This is a genomic window from Bacillus cereus group sp. MS39, assembly GCF_040448665.1.
Classification (GTDB): Bacteria; Bacillota; Bacilli; order Bacillales; family Bacillaceae_G; genus Bacillus_A; species Bacillus_A wiedmannii.
Map to the genome: position 1 here is coordinate 749,067 of NZ_CP123058.1, position 16,746 is coordinate 765,812.

Sequence of the window (16,746 nt, forward strand, 5' to 3'; positions counted from 1 at the left end):
GAAAGGGGGATGAAAAATGGAACAGTTACAAATTGGAGATATAAAAGTGACGTGGCTAAAAGGCGGGAACACACATTTAGATGGAGGAGCAATGTTTGGTGTTGTACCGAAAGTACTTTGGTCACGTAAATATAAACATAATGATACAAATCATATTTATTTACGAACAGATCCGTTACTTTTGCAAACGAAAGACGGTAATATGCTCATTGATTCCGGAATAGGAAACGGTAAATTGAATGAGAAGATGAAGCGAAATCAAGGTGTAACAGAAGAGTCATCGGTTTATAAATCATTAGAAAAATTAGATTTAAAACCTGAAGATATTCAGTACGTCTTAATGACACACCTGCATTTTGATCATGCATCTGGTTTAACGAAATGGGAAGGTGATCACCTTGTACCATCGTTTCCGAATGCGAAAGTTTACGTAAGCGAAATGGAATGGAATGAAATGAGGAACCCAAATATCAGGTCGCGTAATACATATTGGAAGGAAAATTGGGAGCCGATTGTAGATCAAGTTGTTATATTCCAGCAAGAAATAGAAATTACGGATGAAATAAAAATGGCGCATACAGGTGGTCATAGTGATGGACATGCAGTTATTGCTTTAGAAAGCAAAGGTGAAACGATGCTTCATTTAGCAGACCTATTGCCGACGCACGCACATCAAAATGTACTATGGGTAATGGCATACGATGATTATCCAATGACATCAATTGAAAATAAGCAAAAGTGGATGAAGTACGGCGCTGAAAACGATGCTTGGTTTACGTTTTATCATGACGCGTATTACCGTGCAGTAAAGTGGAATGAGGAAGGGCATATTGTAGAAAAAATAGAGCGGAAAACGAGTGTAGAAGCATAAAAAAGGGAAGGTTGTTCCAGCAGTCTGTTGGGGCAGTCTCCTTTTCGTTTTTTGTCGGCAAGTCGATATATTTAAAAAATCGCCCATATAATTTCAATTACTATCCACAATTAAAAAATAAGAGGTTCACCTAATGGGAACCCTCCTTTTTATGCTGCTATCACCTCTAAAACAGTACCTGTTTTAGCATCAACTAAAAATTCAAATCGTTCTTGTATATCATCTAACATCGTTGTAAGACCGCCACGATAAACTTCGTATGCGACATCATATTTTTCAAATGTCTCTGGAACCATATGTACCCAAGAGCCAGTAATTTCACCTTTATGACTTAATGCTTGTTTCACCATTTTCAATGCTTTTTCTGAAGAAATATGGGATTGTTCTTGTACTTTGTTTGCAACAAGATAACCAGCTGCGAACCCAACGCCAAGACCTGCTACTAAACCTTTCCAGCTCATATATTCACCTCAATTCTATAAAATAAAAATAGTGTACCAATAATAATTATAAAGCAAATACAGCTAAAAAAGAAGAAACTAGAAACATTTCGAAAATTTCGTTACAATAAAAGAGGTATTCTACTAAGGTTTGAAAGAAGGGGACTTCGTGAATAAAGAGACATTACAATTATTTCGTACGTTAACAGAATTACAAGGTGCATCAGGTTTCGAACATGATGTACGCCGTTTTATGAAGCAAGAATTAAGCAAATATGCGGATGAAATTGTGCAAGACGGTTTAGGTAGCGTATTTGGTCTGAAAAAAGGGGACGAAACTGGCCCACGTGTTCTTGTAGCAGGTCATATGGATGAAGTAGGTTTCATGGTTACGCAAATTACGAAAAACGGGATGCTTCGTTTTCAAACGTTAGGCGGCTGGTGGAGTCAAGTGTTATTAGCGCAACGTGTACAAGTTATGACGAAGAATGGTCCTGTTATTGGGGTTGTTGGTTCTATTCCTCCTCATTTATTAAGTGACGCGCAACGTGCAAAACCGATGGATATAAAAAATATGTTAATTGATATAGGTGCAGATAGCTACGAAGATGCGATTGAGATTGGTGTAAAACCAGGACAACAAATCGTGCCAATCTGTCCGTTTACGCCGATGGCAAATGAAAAGAAAATTATGGCGAAAGCTTGGGATAACCGTTACGGATGTGGCCTTGCAATCGAATTATTAAAAGAATTAAAAGACGAAACATTACCAAACACATTATACTCTGGTGCGACTGTACAAGAAGAAGTTGGTCTTCGCGGTGCACAAACTGCTGCGAATATGATTCAACCAGACATTTTCTATGCGCTTGATGCAAGTCCAGCAAACGATGCATCTGGTGATAAAACGCAGTTCGGTCAATTAGGAAAAGGTGCTCTTCTTCGTATTTACGACCGTACGATGGTAACACATAGAGGAATGCGCGAATTCATTTTAGATACAGCTGAAACACACAACATTCCGTACCAATACTTTATTTCACAAGGTGGTACAGATGCGGGCCGTGTACATACAAGTAACTCAGGTATCCCATCAGCAGTAATTGGTGTTTGCGCACGCTACATTCATACACATGCTTCTATTTTACATGTTGATGATTATGCGGCAGCGAAAGAACTAATTACGAAGCTTGTAAGAGCAACGGATAAAACGACGCTAGAGACAATTAAGAATAACGCGTAAGGAAGAAGGGCTGAAGAGCCTTTCTTTTTTTGGATTGAAGAGATGGCCCATCGATGTGTGGTGGCGGTCAGTGCTTATTTGGTGCTCGAATGATGTAGTAAGACCGCGGATAGGAAGAGAGAGGAAGGCTGTTTTTGAGTTCGAGGCCGGTAATGTTGTGGGAAGCGACCTTCTTTTTTAGGTAGAAGGGATTCCACTGTGGTGTGTGATAGTGGTTGGTACTTAATTTGTGCCGAAGCGGATATTGGATGGAACAAAATGATAAATTTTTATAGAGGTGAACGAAATGAAAGTAGTAGTTGGATCGAAGAATAAAACGAAAGTTGGTGCTGTGGAGAAGGTTTGGAAATATGTTACAATTACATCTCTTTCTGTTCCTTCGGGGGTAGCAAACCAGCCGTTTACAGATGAAGAGACGATGCAAGGAGCGGTTAATAGAGCGAAGCGAGCGCTACAAGAAGGAGAAGCTCAAATTGGTATTGGATTAGAAGGTGGCGTAATGAAAACGGAGCATGGTTTATTTATGTGTAACTGGGGCGCGCTAGCAACAAGTACCGGTAAAACATTCGTTGCAGGCGGTGCACGTATTAAGTTACCAGATGATTTTTTAGCACCTCTTGAAGATGGCAAGGAGTTAAGTGAAGTGATGGAAGAATTTGTACAGAGAAAAGATATTCGTAGTCACGAAGGTGCTATCGGTATTTTTACAGATGATTATGTCGACCGCACGGAATTATTTGTACACGTTGTTAAGTTACTTGTTGGGCAATATAAGTATGACGAAAAGCAAGCATAAACCTTGCACCATGCGCGATGTATGGTAGTATAAAAGAAAGATTATAACATGAAAAAATGCACTCGTTAGAGGAGGAAATATAGATGAAATCATTAGAAAGCATGGAGCAATTCCAACAATTGAAAAATGAAGAGAATGTAGTCTTTATGTTCTCAGCAGAATGGTGCCCAGACTGCCGTTTTGTAGACCCGTTTATGCCAGAAGTAGAAGAGAAATATAGTGATTTCTCATTTTACTATGTAGATCGTGATGAGTTTATTGATCTATGCGTAAAATTAGACGTATTTGGCATTCCGAGCTTTGTAGCGTACAATAAGGGTGAAGAAACAGGTCGCTATGTAAACAAAGATCGTAAAACACAAGAACAAATCGAAGAGTTCATTGAAGGTTTAAAATAAGGCAATTTGCCAATTGAATTGTAAAACAACCTCTACCTTCGCGGGGGAGGTTATTTTTTTGGAAGGGAGGAAAAAGAGATGAAGATGACAAGTAAAAAGATGAAAGACGAGTTAATGAAGAAATTATCTCGCCCAGAATGGGACTTTCAGTATGATAGCGAGAAAGAAGTTCTACGTATAGAACAAAAAGACTCGAAAAAAGGTATTAACGTATCGCTTCCAGGAGTTGTGGCAAAATGGGAAGTGAACAAAGAAAAAGCAATTGAAGAGGTTGCTTATTACGTACAAGAAGCGTTAATTGCGATGCATAAAGAAGAAAATAGCGCAGCGAAAATTTTACCTGTTATTCGCTCTACTTCTTTCCCGAAACAAGCAGAAGAAGGAAATCCGTTTATTATGACGGATCATACGGCGGAAACACGTATTTACTACGCGTTAGATTCAAATAAAACGTATCGACTCATTGATGAGCGTCTATTACAAAAATTAGAACTTACAGAGCAACAAGTGCGTGAAATGGCATTATTCAACGCTCGCTCATTAGGTTATGAATTTAAACAAGAAATAGTAGCAGGGAATACATTCTACTTTTTAAACACAAATGATGGGTATGATGCGACGCGTATTTTAAACGAATCGTTACTACAATCGATGCGTGAAAAGATTTCTGGTGACATGGTTGTTGCTGTTCCTCACCAAGATGTATTAATTATTGCTGATATCGTCAACGAAATCGGTTATGATATTATTGCACAAATGACAATGAAATTTTTTGCCGAAGGGCATGTTCCGATTACATCACTTTCATTCGTATATGAAGATGGAGACTTTGAGCCAATCTTTATTTTAGCGAAGAATCGGAAGAAGACAGATGGAAAAGAGAAAGGATGAACGAAGTGAACGTTTTTTACAACCTTGAAGGAATTGGTGACACTCTAATTGTTGCCTTACAAGATATTACTTTAGAGAACCGTACTTTTGATCGCAAAGGAGATGTTGCACGCGTATACGATCGTGAAAGCAATGTAACAGCAGGGTTCAACATCTTTAATGCGTCTTCTTACTTAGAAGTAAAAGAAACAGGTAACTTAACATTAACGAAAGAATTTGTAGAAAAAATCAACGGAATTTTAGCGAAGAACGGCTTTGAAGAAACAGTAGAAGCAGATCTTTCTCCAAAATTTGTTGTAGGCTATGTAGCTGAAAAAGAGAAGCATCCAAATGCTGATAAGTTAAACATTTGTAAAGTAGAAATCGGTACAGAAACATTACAAATCGTATGTGGCGCACCGAACGTTGATGCAGGACAAAAAGTTGTCGTTGCAAAAATTGGCGCTGTAATGCCAAGCGGTATGCTAATTAAACCAGCTGAACTTCGCGGTGTTCCTTCTTCTGGAATGATTTGCTCGGCACGTGAATTAGAGCTTCCAGATGCTCCACAAGAAAAAGGTATTCTTGTATTAGAAGATAGCTTTGAAGTTGGACAAGAGTTCAAATTTTAATTGATGTAAGAAAAGAGAGGTTGTCCTTTTGGACAGCCTCTCTTTTTGTTTTATCATTTTTTGCTGGTAAGTCGATATTCTGTGTCAAATCGTTGATATATTGCGAGTTGTGATAGATATATTTGAAAAATCGTTGATATATTGCGAGTTGTGATAGATATATTTGAAAAATCGTTGATATATTGCGAGTTGTGATAGATATATTTGAAAAATCGTTGATATATCGCGAGTTGTGATAGATATATTTGAAAAATCGTTGATATATTGCGAGTTGTGATAGATATATTTGAAAAATCGTTGATATATCGCGAGTTGTGACAGATATATTCAAAAAATCGTTCATAATATAAGGATGTCACCTTTTTTCTCAAAAACTATATTGTATTTTATAAACAAACTAGTTAAAATTTAGAAAAATAGAAGGGGATAGACGTATGAAAAAACAACTAAAAATCGCAGAACTTCTGAAACGAATTGAAACTTCAAAACAGCAAGATATCGAACTAGGTTCCTATGAAATATATTTGTTTAGCGAAAATGAATTAGAAAAAGGACAAATCGGTTATCGATATGATAAACATAAAAATTCATTATTAAGTGAAGAAAGTGGAAAATGGAAAGAGGAATGGATTGTTATCGGATATGAAACAGATATGGGGGATCCTGTTTTCGTAAATGTAGTTGATGATGCTTATCTAGTCTATACCGCAGAGCGTGGTACAGAAACGTGGCAACCCGTTCATATTGGAAATATGGATGAGATTATAAAACAATTATAAGAAAAACTTTGAGACCGGTGCAAAGTGATGGGAGAAAAGTATGAAGTATATAAAGATAATGAGTATGATTGCATTCATTGGAATATATATGGGAGGTTGTTCGCAAGAAGAGCCGAAAAAAGAAGTAACATCTTCTATGCAGGAAACAAACAAAGATAACAAGGAAGACGCACCGGTAGAAAAGCAGCAAGAAGAACAAGAAAAGAAAGAAGAACCGCAAGCAGTTCAAACGAATGAGCAAGTGGAGCAGAAGCAGGAGGAAGTGCTGGCTGAAGAAAAGAAAGAGGAAGCTACGCCAGTGCAGCCAGCTGAGCAACCGCTGCAAAATAATGAACAAAAAGTAGAGAGTAATGAAAAACAAGGAAAGTTTCTTGTTGTTATTGACCCGGGGCATCAACAAAAAGCAAATTTAAATTTAGAGCCGATTGGGCCAGGAGCAACGACGCAAAAATATAAAGTGACAGATGGTACAACTGGTGTTGTGACGAAAAAAAGAGAGGCTGTTCTTGTATTAGAAATGGCTTCCGTATTAAAAGAAAAGTTAGAAGCAAAGGGAATACAAGTATTAATGACGAGAACGTCACAAGATGTGGATATAAGTAATAAAGAACGCGCGACATTTGCGAATGATCATAAGGCGGATTTGTTTTTACGTCTTCATGCAGATGGTTCTGAAAATCCGAATCAAAGTGGATTTGCTGTATTAACGCCGGCAGAAGGAAGTCCGTACACGAAAGAGATTTATGCTGAAAGTCTTCAAATCTCTCAAACGATTGTAAATAAAATGAGAGAGAATCATCAAGTGAAAGTAAATGGAATTAAATTCAGGGATGACCTTTCTGGATTTAATTGGGCAAAGGTTCCTGGCGTACTATTAGAACTTGGATTTATGTCAAATCCTGAAGAAGATAAAAAATTATCTGACCCACAGTATGTAAATTCTTTATTGCAAAGTGTAACGGATAGTGTAGAGGAATATCGGAAGAGCAAAGCTTAAACGCAGTCTTACATGTAAGGCTGCGTTTTTCCATATGAAAACACTCGTAAATTAGAATATTATGGATAAATATGACATGCTTAATTTTACCTGCACTTTTTGCCGAATGCTGATACAATAAAGGATGTTACTATTTAGTAGAAAGAGTGGTAAGCATGTTAGATTGGATGAAAAAGCTGTTTAACAAAGAGGAAGAACAAACAGCGATAAATAAAGAAGTACCAAAGCAAATCGAAAGTCAGTCGAAAATTCCTCGTGTAAACCACTATACTGAAGCAAGAGAAGCACAAATGGCAAGTAGGAATGCAGGTAAATGCCGTTTTCCATTAGTACCGGATAATGGGTTCGATGAAGAGGATGTTATAGCAACAGGGCATTTTGAAGAACAACCTGTTCAAGTTGTAACATATGAAAATCAGCCTACTCAAAGAGGAATCAAAGTGGAAAGAAGTAGACGACAGTATGTGGAACAGGTAGTTTCTACATATGAAGAGCCGGAAGTACAATATGAACCGGAGCGAGAGCCTGTCGTAAAAAAGGCATCTGCACCTTCGCAAGAAAGTAACCGTAGACCATTTCGTCCAACAGAAATGATTTCGCCAATTTACGGATATAATCGTCCTTCTGTAGAGAAAAAGGTAGAAAAGCAGGAGGAAGAAAAGGAAAGAGAAGACCTTGAAATATCTGTAGAGGGCAAATCAGTCGTTGATGCATGGCTAGAGAAAAAAGGATATACATTATCTGATTTCTCAGAAGGACAAGCAACGACTTCTTCCAGTCATGAAGGCGTTGATCAGCGAGATCAACAAAGTAAAGAGGAAGAAAAGTCAGTTGTCGATCAATGGCTAGAGAAAAACGGTTATGAAATTGAACGCCAAGAGCCTATAGTAGAAAAAGAAGTGGTTCAAGAAATTAGTGCACAGCAGGCAGTTCCAGCGGGTGAAGTACCTCATCAAACAATTGCTGAGCGTATGGAAGATGCTAAGCAAGAAAGTGATGTAGTGGCCAAAAACATTCTACAAACAGAATTAGTAGATTCTAAAGTAGAGCACGAGGATACAATATTATCAGAAGAAACTAAACGCAATACAGAAATAGAACAACCTACTATTGAAGTAGAAAAGCAAGCTCCAGAAGAATCAGTGATTGTCAAAGCAGAAGAAAAACTTGAAGAAACAATCGTCGTGGAAATACAAGAAGAAGTGGAAGTAATTGCGGAAACAGAAGCGCCAGAAGAAGTGGAAGTAATTGCGGAAGCAGAAGAAGTGGAAGTAATTGCGGAAGCAGAAGAAGTGGAAGTAATTGCGGAAGCAGAAGAAGTGGAAGTAATTGCGGAAACAGAAGAGTCAGAAGAAGTGGAAGTAATTGCGGAAACAGAAGAGTCAGAAGAAGTGGAAGTAATTGCGGAAACAGAAGAGTCAGAAGAAGTGGAAGTAATTGCGGAAACAGAAGAGTCAGAAGAAGTGGAAGTAATTGCGGAAACAGAAGAGTCAGAAGAAGTGGAAGTAATTGCGGAAACAGAAGAGTCAGAAGAAGTGGAAGTAATTGCGGAAACAGAAGAGCTAGAAGAAGTGGAAATAATTACAGAAACAGAAGAGCTAGAAGAAGTGGAAATAATTGCAGAAACAGAAGAGCCAGAAGAAGTAGAAGTAATTGCAGAAACAGAAGAGTCAGAAGAAGTGGAAGTAATTGCGGAAGCAGAAGAGTTAGAAAAAGTGGAAGTAATTACGGAAACGGAAGCGCCAGAAGAAGCAGAACCTGTAGCACTTGAGGAAACACAGCAAGAAATGGTTTTAAATGAAGCAATTGAACAAACGAATGAATTCATACATGTTGCAGAGGCTGAAGAACAAGCGAAGAAAGATGTTCAAAGCTTTGCGGATGTTTTAATTGCAGAAGAACAACGAGTTGTAGAAGAAGCACCGATCGCGGAAGAGCAGCCAGTTGTAGAAGAAGCACCGATTGCGGAAGAGCAGCCAGTTGTAGAAGAAGCACCGATTGCGGAAGAGCAGCCAGTTGTAGAAGAAGCACCGATTGCGGAAGAGCAGCCAGTTGTAGAAGAAGCACCGATTGCGGAAGAGCAGCCAGTTGTAGAAGAAGCACCGATTGCGGAAGAGCAGCCAGTTGTAGAAGAAGCACCGATTGCGGAAGAACAGCCAGTTGTAGAAGAAGCACCGATTGCGGAAGAACAACCAATTGTACAAAAAGAAGAACCAAAACGTGAGAAAAAGCGTCATGTACCATTTAATGTTGTTATGTTGAAACAAGACAGAACGCGATTAATGGAAAGACATGCGGCTAGAGTAAATGCAATGCAATCTTCTATGAGTGAACGAGTAGAGAATAAGCCTGTCCAACAAGTAGAAGAAACACCAGTGCCACAAGTGGAAGAAAAGCCAATGCAACAAGTGGTAGTGGAACCACAAGTGGAAGAGAAACCAATGCAGCAAGTAGTGGTAGAATCACGAGTGGAAGAACAACCAGTGCAACAAGTGGCAGTGGAACCACAAGTGGAAGAGAGATCAATGCAGCAAGTAGTGGCAGAGCAAGTACAAAAGCCAACTTCAAGTACGGAAGTACAAGAGAAAGCATATGTTGTAAATCAAAGAGAGAACGATATGCGAAATGTATTGCAAACACCACCGACATATGCAATTCCGCCATTAACATTGTTGTCAATTCCGCAGCAGGCAGCGTTAGATAATACGGAATGGTTGGATGAACAGAAAGAATTATTAGATACAACATTTAATAATTTCCACGTTGGTGCACATGTTATTAACGTATCACAAGGTCCAGCGGTAACTCGTTTTGAAGTACAGCCAGACCCAGGTGTGAAAGTAAATAAAATTACAAACTTAAGTGATGATATTAAACTGAGTTTAGCAGCGAAAGATATTCGTATTGAAGCACCGATTCCAGGGAAGAGTGCGATTGGAATCGAAGTTCCAAATAAAGAAAGTAAGCCAGTATTTCTTCGTGAAATTTTAAGAAGTCCTGTGTTTACAAAGAGCGAATCACCGCTTACAGTTGCGCTAGGACTTGATATTTCAGGCGATCCAATTGTAACGGATATTCGAAAAATGCCACATGGACTTATTGCGGGTGCAACGGGTTCTGGTAAAAGTGTGTGCATTAACGCAATTTTAACGAGCATTTTATATAAAGCGAAACCGCATGAAGTGAAGTTAATGTTAATCGATCCGAAGATGGTTGAGCTTGCACCATACAATTCTGTTCCACATCTTGTAGCACCTGTTATTACGGATGTAAAAGCAGCGACAGCTGCATTAAAGTGGGCGGTTGAAGAAATGGAGCGTCGTTATGAATTGTTTGCGCACGCTGGTGCTCGTGATTTAACTCGTTATAATACGATTGTAAGTGGGCGAGAAATTCCAGGAGAGACATTACCTTATATCGTTATTGTCATTGACGAGTTAGCCGATTTAATGATGGTAGCACCTGGTGATGTTGAGGAAGCGATTTGTCGTATTGCGCAAAAAGCACGTGCTTGTGGTATTCATTTATTAGTAGCAACGCAGCGTCCGTCTGTAGATGTTATTACAGGTTTAATTAAGTCAAACATTCCAACGCGTATTGCGTTTACTGTATCATCTCAAGTTGATTCGCGTACGATTATTGATATTGGGGGCGCGGAGAAATTACTTGGCCGTGGTGATATGCTATTTTTAGGAAACGGTACGTCTAAACCAGTTCGTGTACAAGGTGTATATGTATCGGATGATGAGATTGAGAAAACAGTTGATCATGTGAGAAAGCAAATGAAGCCGAATTACTTATTTAAGCAAGAGGATTTATTAGCGAAAACAGAACAAGCTGAGTCGGAAGACGAATTGTTCTTTGATGCATGTCAATTTGTTGTAGAACAAGGGGGAGCGTCCACATCTTCTGTACAGCGAAAATTCCGCATCGGTTATAATCGCGCGGCACGTCTCATTGAAGAGATGGAATCGCAAGGGATTATTTCTGAAGGAAGAGGAACGAAACCGAGAGATGTCCTTATTTCTGAGGATGAATTCGCTGCTATGCAGGAAACAAATGTATAGTAAACGGTTTTGCTGTATACTAATAGAAAATGTTGGATAGTAAAGTAGGGAGTAAAGCGACATGAAAGAAATTGAATTAAAATTAAAAGGTGAAATAAATAGACTAACAAATAGAACATTTAAATTTGACGAACGTGTTGGAGAAGGTTGGTTCTCTGCCGTTTACTTTTTAAAGACTAGAGAAATCATTGAAGAATTTTGCCCGAAAAGTGTTGTGACGATGCAATTTTTCCAAAAGGAAAATGCAGTTCTTTGCGGAACAGATGAAGTGATTGCGTTGCTACAAACATTCGCCAAAAATCCTGAGGAACTTGAGATTAACTCTTTAAAAGATGGCGATAATATTAGTCCGTTTGAAACAGTGTTAACAATTCATGGTCCTTATGAAAATTTCGGATTTTTAGAAGGTGTCATTGATGGGATTTTAGCCCGTCGTACATCAGTTGCGACAAACGTATATAACGTTGTCCAGGCTGCGCGTAGCGTAGATAAAGAAAAACCAGTTATTTTCATGGGAGATCGTGACGATCATTATACGCAACAAGCTGGTGACGGTTATGCAGCATACATCGGAGGTATGAGCGCACAAGCGACGCATGCGATGAATGAATGGTGGGGCAGAAGTGGTATGGGGACAATGCCTCACGCATTAATTCAAATGTTTAATGGTGATGTTGTGGAAGCGGCAAAAGCATATCATAAGAAATTCCCAGAAGATGAATTAGTTGTATTAATTGATTACAACAATGATGTCATTACAGATGCACTTCGCGTAGCGCGTGAATTTGGATCAACATTAAAAGGTGTACGTGTAGATACGTCGCGCACGATGATTGATCAATACTTCATTCGCCACCCAGAAGTACTTGGAACATTCGATCCACGTGGTGTAAACCCATCGCTTGTATTCGCACTTCGTAAAGCACTTGATGAAGAAGGATTCCAGCATGTAGACATCGTTGTAACTGGTGGATTTGATGAGAAGCGTATTCGTGAATTTGAAGCTCAAAACGTACCTGTTGATATATACGGAGTAGGAAGTAGCTTATTAAAAATGAATATTGGCTTTACTGGTGATAACGTAGAATTAAATGGAAAACCAGAAGCGAAAGCTGGTCGTAAATATCGTCCAAACCCACGTTTAGAGAGTGTTCAATTAGAAAAAAGAGAAGATATGTAAAAGAGAGAAAAACTGATAGGTGATTGACCCTATCAGTTTTTCTGTTATCATAGTATAGCGGCTTCTTTTTTGCTATAATGGATTTGTTATGGACATAAAAAAGAAGTACGTACGAGTTTATCCTGATAAGTGAAGGGAAAGAATAACTTCACTACATCAAAAATGTATGATGATTACCAAAATAAGAAAAGATTCATATACTGTCTTATAGATAGGCCGTTGTATTAGTTCGAAATGTTGGAGGTTCTTTAAGATGACAGTTTACCATTTTGTAGGAATTAAAGGAACAGGAATGAGTTCATTAGCTCAAATTCTTCATGACATGAAGCATACTGTTCAAGGGTCTGATTATGAAAAGCGTTTCTTTACACAAACAGCGTTGGAAAAGCGTAATATCTCGATCCTTCCTTTTGATAAAAATAATGTAAAAGAAGGACAAGTGATTATTGCAGGAAATGCATTTCCTGATACGCATGAAGAAATCGTAGCAGCAAAAGAATTAAACATCCCAGTACATCGTTACCATCACTTCTTAGGTGATCTTATGAACCAATACACAAGTGTTGCTGTAACTGGTGCGCATGGAAAAACATCAACAACTGGTTTGTTAGCCCATGTAATGCAAGGTGCATACCCTACATCTTACCTCATTGGAGATGGAACAGGGCATGGGGTAGAAAATAGTAAGTATTTTGTATTTGAAGCTTGTGAGTATCGTCGTCATTTCTTGTCTTACAATCCAGACTATGCAATTATGACAAACATTGATTTTGATCATCCAGATTATTTCTCAGATATCAATGATGTATTCAATGCATTCCAAGAGATGGCATTGCAAGTGAAAAAAGGTATTATTGCATGTGGAGATGATGAAGAACTTCAAAAAATTCAAGCGAAAGTACCTGTTATTTTCTATGGATTTGGAGAAGATAATGATTTCCAAGCACGTAACATTCAAAAGAGAACAGATGGTACTATTTTCGATGTATTCGTTCGTAATACGTACTATGACACGTTCAAAATTACAGGATACGGCAACCACAGCGTATTAAATGCATTAGCAGTAATCGCGCTTTGCCATTATGAAAACGTTGATGTAGAAGCAGTTAAGCATCAGTTAACAACTTTTGAAGGCGTAAAACGTCGCTTTAATGAAAAGCCAATGGGAGAGCAAGTTATTATCGATGACTACGCACACCATCCGACAGAAATTAATGCAACGATTGAAGCAGCTCGTCAAAAACATCCAGAGCGTGAAGTTGTCGCTGTATTCCAGCCGCATACATTCTCACGTACAGAAAAGTTCTTAGATGAGTTTGCTGAAAGCTTAAGCAAAGCTGACCAAGTATACTTATGTGATATTTTCGGATCAGCGCGCGAAAACAAAGGTGAATTAACAATCGAAGATCTGCAAAAGCGTATTGACGGTGCAGAACTAATTACAGATACAACAACGGATGTATTAAAGAAACATAAAAACGGCGTTCTAATTTTCATGGGCGCAGGAGACATACAAAAATTCGAAGCAGCTTACGTAAAAGAAGTTCAAGTTGCAGAGAAGTAATAGAAAAGACGCATAGCTGTGGCTGTGCGTCTTTTTTTGTGGTGTTCGATATATTTTAAAAAGCGTTAATCTGTTGATATTGTTTATTCTTTTTGTATAGTTGTTTTAATAAAAAGATATATAGTGAACTAAAAAGTACATATCCGATTAAATAATAGAATGAAAATATATCGAATTGTTTTGTTATCATAATTCGAATCGCGAAGAATGCAAATGGAAGTGCAATTAAAACGCTAGTACTAAAGAAAATCATTGTTTTTAAAAATTTTAATTGCTTTGTATTCCAATGGTTTTCTCTACAGATGAACCAAATATTGCTTACGATAAAGGCTAATAAAAATGGTAAATTAGCTGAAATATTTATAAAGCCAAGTGCGATAGGTACTGATAAAGCAACGAGTGGAGCAACAGATAGCCCTGTAAAGTATTTAATAAATGTATTTGTAGATTGCTGTGCATCTTGAATAACGTCTGTATATTCTCCGGCAATTTCCTTTGCTAATTCTTTTGGAGGAAGAAATTCTTCAATCACTTGTGAAGGGATGATTTCTAATGGTATCCCTTCACTTTCTTTACTTAATGCATTTTCATATAAATCCGATTTGATCTCTAGCACATGTTGTTCTCTTGTTGACGTAGGTAGGTTCATTAAACCTTTATGAAGATCGTGTAAGAAAGAAGTAATGAGTTCATTTGAAAAGAATTGTTCTTTATTCATTTTTTATCCTCTCCTTTAGCTAGTAACATTAGAGCATGATACACTGCATCATAATCATGTAAGCGACTATTTAAAATTTCTCTCCCTTCGTCTGTAATTCGATAGTATTTTCTTTTTGGGCCATCACCGGACTCTTCCCAATAGGAAATAGCCCAATTGTTTTTCGTGATTCGATTTAATATGGGGTAAATCGAACCGTTTGGGATATGAAACACAGGGATATCTTGTAATGCACTTGTAATTTCGTATCCGTACATAGGTTGTTTACTTATTAAAGACAAAATAGCGAGATCAAAAACACCTTTACGTAATTGAATTATAAAATTATCATTTTTTCCATATTTTAACTATATATGATTCATATCTAGATATCAATCATATATAGTGGTTGTTCATATATAAAATTCAAAAGAAAGTGTGAATATTTAACAATTTACATCTGTAAGTGTTAGAATAATAAGAAAACTGAAAGGGAGCTAAAAAACATGTTCACACTTCGAGTAGACGATGAAATCGAATTACAGTTATTAGAGAAGCATCATAAAGAGGAACTATATCAATTAATAGACCAAAACCGTAATCATTTACGAAGATGGCTTCCTTGGGTAGATGGGATGAAATCAGCTGGTGCGTATGATGAGATTTGTCCGATGTGGTTAAAGAAGTTTGCAGAGGGAGACGGTTTTGAAAGTGGCATACGTTATAAAGGAAAGCTCGTTGGGATGGTAGGCATTCATCCGGTAAGTTGGGGGAAGAAAGCGGCCAGTCTCGGATATTACCTGGCAGAAGATGCTGGCGGGAAAGGTATTATGACGCGTAGCGTGAAAGCTGTACTTCACTATGCATTTGAGGATTTAAAATTAAATAAAGTGGAAATTCGGTGCGGTGTTGATAATGTGAAAAGCCGAGCTATTCCAGAGCGTTTAGGTTTTAAGTTAGATGGTATTTTAAGAGATGAAGAATGGTTATATGATCATTTTCATGATATCGCTGTATATAGTTTACTAGCTTCAGAGTGGAAGGAGATCCGATGAACGAGAAGATACGCATTATTCCGTATGAAAGTACGTTTCAAGATGAAGTAGTAGATCTTATCGTTCATATTCAGCGAAAAGAGTACAATGTTCCCATTACGAAAGAAGAGCAGCCAGACTTACTTGAAATAGAAACCTTCTATCAAAGGGATTATGGAAACTTTTGGGTAGCAATTTATGATGATAAAGTAGTTGGAACAGCAGCTTTATTAGATATTGAGAATCAGCAAGTAGCGCTAAGAAAAATGTTCGTAAAAAAAGAATTTCGTGGAAAAGGGTGGGGCGCGTCACATAAGTTGCTCCAAACAGCAATTTCGTGGGCTGAGAATAAAAGGCTGAAAGATATTTACTTAGGAACGACAGCGAAGTTTTTAGCAGCGCATCGCTTTTATGAAAAGAATAATTTCCAAAGTGTGAGTATAGACGAGTTGCCAAAAAGTTTTCCAGTGTTACAGGTAGATAAGAAATTCTATAGGTACATTGTTTGAAAAGGTCATTCAGAAATGGCCTTTTTTTATAACTAAAATGGAAAAAGTGGTATAATTTAGGTTAGGGGGTGTAGGTATGGACTTTCCGATTCAAAGAAGTAAGTCAGTAGTAATTTTCGTTTGTCTCACGTTAGTTTTTATGTTCGTATATCCACTTGTCATGATTATCTCAAATAAAGAGCAGTGGATGTCAGCGTTAATTGGAATGGGTTTATGCTTCCTTGTAAATGTGCCACTTGTTTGGGAAGTATTTATTAAAAAGCATAAAGTAGAAAATGGTGTATTAAAGTACGGCATTTTAAATGACGATATCGTATTGAAAGAGATAAGAATCATTCGTCAAGTTGGGAAATATCTTGAAATTACGACGAATGCATACAAAGTACATATGGTTGCGATGCCGCAACATATGAATGAATTTTTGGCGCTTATCAAGAAAGAGAACCCAAATGTGAAAATAGAAATGGTAGGTAAGAAATGAAATATGTAAAACCTTTATTCTGTTTAGAAATTTTGTTTGTGCTTGTTGGTTGCACTAGAGTATATATGAAATGGGATCTTCCCTTATATGAACCAATATTAATAGGTACTATCGCAGTGGCGCTGTTATATTATTTTCATTTTCAGCAAACAAAAAACGAAAAAAGTAGCTCTATGTAGTTCGGGGGA

At 37.7% G+C, this 16,746-nt stretch carries 18 protein-coding genes; 15 read left to right on the top strand and 3 right to left on the bottom strand.

Annotation, left to right across the window (positions count from 1 at the left end; translation table 11 throughout):
• Positions 1 to 16: 16 nt before the first annotated feature.
• Positions 17 to 871 carry an MBL fold metallo-hydrolase gene (locus QEP67_RS03870; protein ID WP_000436874.1) on the top strand — a complete coding sequence of 285 codons (855 nt, stop codon included), beginning with the start codon at positions 17 to 19 and terminating at the stop codon, positions 869 to 871.
• A gap of 149 nt (positions 872 to 1,020) precedes the next feature.
• On the opposite strand, the gene QEP67_RS03875 is transcribed toward QEP67_RS03870, so the two are convergent.
• A complete protein-coding gene (locus QEP67_RS03875) occupies positions 1,021 to 1,332 on the bottom strand; it encodes a PepSY domain-containing protein (RefSeq protein ID WP_000118541.1) in 312 nt (103 codons plus the stop codon).
• Between the two features lie 148 nt (positions 1,333 to 1,480).
• On the opposite strand from QEP67_RS03875, the gene QEP67_RS03880 reads away from it, so the two are divergent.
• The 10 genes from QEP67_RS03880 to murC all read left to right on the top strand — a co-directional run bounded on the left by QEP67_RS03880 (position 1,481) and on the right by murC (position 13,837).
• Positions 1,481 to 2,554, top strand: a complete 1,074-nt coding sequence (locus tag QEP67_RS03880) for a M42 family metallopeptidase (RefSeq protein ID WP_001031515.1) — start codon at positions 1,481 to 1,483, stop codon at positions 2,552 to 2,554.
• 286 nt (positions 2,555 to 2,840) lie between these two features.
• Entirely contained in the window at positions 2,841 to 3,350 is a 510-nt protein-coding gene (locus QEP67_RS03885) for a DUF84 family protein (protein WP_000869962.1), read from the top strand.
• Between the two features lie 83 nt (positions 3,351 to 3,433).
• Positions 3,434 to 3,748: a thioredoxin family protein gene (locus tag QEP67_RS03890; RefSeq protein ID WP_000838193.1), complete on the top strand. Its 315-nt coding sequence runs from the start codon at positions 3,434 to 3,436 to the stop codon at positions 3,746 to 3,748.
• A gap of 78 nt (positions 3,749 to 3,826) precedes the next feature.
• Positions 3,827 to 4,639, top strand: a complete 813-nt coding sequence (locus tag QEP67_RS03895; RefSeq protein ID WP_000784601.1) for a DUF1444 domain-containing protein — start codon at positions 3,827 to 3,829, stop codon at positions 4,637 to 4,639.
• The gene (gene ytpR / locus QEP67_RS03900) at positions 4,636 to 5,250 is read left to right on the top strand and encodes a YtpR family tRNA-binding protein (RefSeq protein ID WP_001006767.1); all 615 of its coding nucleotides are present in this window, start codon (positions 4,636 to 4,638) and stop codon (positions 5,248 to 5,250) included. Before QEP67_RS03895 ends, ytpR begins: the two co-directional genes overlap by 4 nt.
• A 434-nt stretch (positions 5,251 to 5,684) precedes the next feature.
• The gene (locus tag QEP67_RS03905) at positions 5,685 to 6,029 is read left to right on the top strand and encodes a hypothetical protein (RefSeq protein WP_000744398.1); all 345 of its coding nucleotides are present in this window, start codon (positions 5,685 to 5,687) and stop codon (positions 6,027 to 6,029) included.
• 40 nt (positions 6,030 to 6,069) lie between these two features.
• A complete protein-coding gene (locus QEP67_RS03910) occupies positions 6,070 to 7,026 on the top strand; it encodes an N-acetylmuramoyl-L-alanine amidase (protein WP_000874062.1) in 957 nt (318 codons plus the stop codon).
• 155 nt (positions 7,027 to 7,181) lie between these two features.
• The gene (locus QEP67_RS03915) at positions 7,182 to 11,093 is read left to right on the top strand and encodes a DNA translocase FtsK (RefSeq protein ID WP_353706524.1); all 3,912 of its coding nucleotides are present in this window, start codon (positions 7,182 to 7,184) and stop codon (positions 11,091 to 11,093) included.
• A gap of 61 nt (positions 11,094 to 11,154) precedes the next feature.
• Positions 11,155 to 12,273, top strand: a complete 1,119-nt coding sequence (locus tag QEP67_RS03920) for a nicotinate phosphoribosyltransferase (protein ID WP_353706525.1) — start codon at positions 11,155 to 11,157, stop codon at positions 12,271 to 12,273.
• Between the two features lie 253 nt (positions 12,274 to 12,526).
• Positions 12,527 to 13,837 carry a UDP-N-acetylmuramate--L-alanine ligase gene (gene murC, locus QEP67_RS03925; protein ID WP_000219463.1) on the top strand — a complete coding sequence of 437 codons (1,311 nt, stop codon included), beginning with the start codon at positions 12,527 to 12,529 and terminating at the stop codon, positions 13,835 to 13,837.
• A gap of 55 nt (positions 13,838 to 13,892) precedes the next feature.
• Here the strand turns inward: murC and QEP67_RS03930 are convergent, their stop codons facing one another.
• Both QEP67_RS03930 and QEP67_RS03935 read right to left on the bottom strand, forming a co-directional pair.
• Positions 13,893 to 14,555, bottom strand: a complete 663-nt coding sequence (locus tag QEP67_RS03930; RefSeq protein ID WP_353706526.1) for a hypothetical protein — start codon at positions 14,553 to 14,555, stop codon at positions 13,893 to 13,895.
• Complete coding sequence (locus QEP67_RS03935) at positions 14,552 to 14,875, bottom strand: PadR family transcriptional regulator (RefSeq protein ID WP_353706622.1); 324 nt, start codon at positions 14,873 to 14,875, stop codon at positions 14,552 to 14,554. Before QEP67_RS03935 ends, QEP67_RS03930 begins: the two co-directional genes overlap by 4 nt.
• Before the next feature lie 165 nt (positions 14,876 to 15,040).
• On the opposite strand from QEP67_RS03935, the gene QEP67_RS03940 reads away from it, so the two are divergent.
• The 4 genes from QEP67_RS03940 (at position 15,041) to QEP67_RS03955 (ending at position 16,737) form a co-directional block, all read left to right on the top strand.
• Positions 15,041 to 15,589: a GNAT family protein gene (locus QEP67_RS03940; protein WP_000494655.1), complete on the top strand. Its 549-nt coding sequence runs from the start codon at positions 15,041 to 15,043 to the stop codon at positions 15,587 to 15,589.
• Entirely contained in the window at positions 15,586 to 16,077 is a 492-nt protein-coding gene (locus QEP67_RS03945) for a GNAT family N-acetyltransferase (protein WP_061673041.1), read from the top strand. The genes QEP67_RS03940 and QEP67_RS03945 overlap by 4 nt, the downstream gene beginning before the upstream one ends.
• 76 nt (positions 16,078 to 16,153) lie before the next feature.
• On the top strand, positions 16,154 to 16,558 hold the full coding sequence (locus tag QEP67_RS03950) for a PH domain-containing protein (RefSeq protein ID WP_000347189.1): 405 nt from the start codon (positions 16,154 to 16,156) through the stop codon (positions 16,556 to 16,558).
• Complete coding sequence (locus tag QEP67_RS03955; protein ID WP_000878349.1) at positions 16,555 to 16,737, top strand: hypothetical protein; 183 nt, start codon at positions 16,555 to 16,557, stop codon at positions 16,735 to 16,737. The genes QEP67_RS03950 and QEP67_RS03955 overlap by 4 nt, the downstream gene beginning before the upstream one ends.
• Positions 16,738 to 16,746: the final 9 nt, after the last annotated feature.

Bases quoted from the DNA above. Each gene is read 5' to 3' on its own strand.
- QEP67_RS03870 (WP_000436874.1), top strand. From the start codon at position 17: ATGGAACAGTTACAAATTGGAGATATAAAAGTGACGTGGCTAAAAGGC.
- QEP67_RS03875 (WP_000118541.1), bottom strand. From the start codon at position 1,332: ATGAGCTGGAAAGGTTTAGTAGCAGGTCTTGGCGTTGGGTTCGCAGCT.
- QEP67_RS03885 (WP_000869962.1), top strand. From the start codon at position 2,841: ATGAAAGTAGTAGTTGGATCGAAGAATAAAACGAAAGTTGGTGCTGTG.
- QEP67_RS03890 (WP_000838193.1), top strand. From the start codon at position 3,434: ATGAAATCATTAGAAAGCATGGAGCAATTCCAACAATTGAAAAATGAA.
- QEP67_RS03895 (WP_000784601.1), top strand. From the start codon at position 3,827: ATGAAGATGACAAGTAAAAAGATGAAAGACGAGTTAATGAAGAAATTA.
- ytpR (WP_001006767.1), top strand. From the start codon at position 4,636: ATGAACGAAGTGAACGTTTTTTACAACCTTGAAGGAATTGGTGACACT.
- QEP67_RS03905 (WP_000744398.1), top strand. From the start codon at position 5,685: ATGAAAAAACAACTAAAAATCGCAGAACTTCTGAAACGAATTGAAACT.
- QEP67_RS03910 (WP_000874062.1), top strand. From the start codon at position 6,070: ATGAAGTATATAAAGATAATGAGTATGATTGCATTCATTGGAATATAT.
- QEP67_RS03915 (WP_353706524.1), top strand. From the start codon at position 7,182: ATGTTAGATTGGATGAAAAAGCTGTTTAACAAAGAGGAAGAACAAACA.
- QEP67_RS03920 (WP_353706525.1), top strand. From the start codon at position 11,155: ATGAAAGAAATTGAATTAAAATTAAAAGGTGAAATAAATAGACTAACA.
- murC (WP_000219463.1), top strand. From the start codon at position 12,527: ATGACAGTTTACCATTTTGTAGGAATTAAAGGAACAGGAATGAGTTCA.
- QEP67_RS03930 (WP_353706526.1), bottom strand. From the start codon at position 14,555: ATGAATAAAGAACAATTCTTTTCAAATGAACTCATTACTTCTTTCTTA.
- QEP67_RS03940 (WP_000494655.1), top strand. From the start codon at position 15,041: ATGTTCACACTTCGAGTAGACGATGAAATCGAATTACAGTTATTAGAG.
- QEP67_RS03945 (WP_061673041.1), top strand. From the start codon at position 15,586: ATGAACGAGAAGATACGCATTATTCCGTATGAAAGTACGTTTCAAGAT.
- QEP67_RS03950 (WP_000347189.1), top strand. From the start codon at position 16,154: ATGGACTTTCCGATTCAAAGAAGTAAGTCAGTAGTAATTTTCGTTTGT.
- QEP67_RS03955 (WP_000878349.1), top strand. From the start codon at position 16,555: ATGAAATATGTAAAACCTTTATTCTGTTTAGAAATTTTGTTTGTGCTT.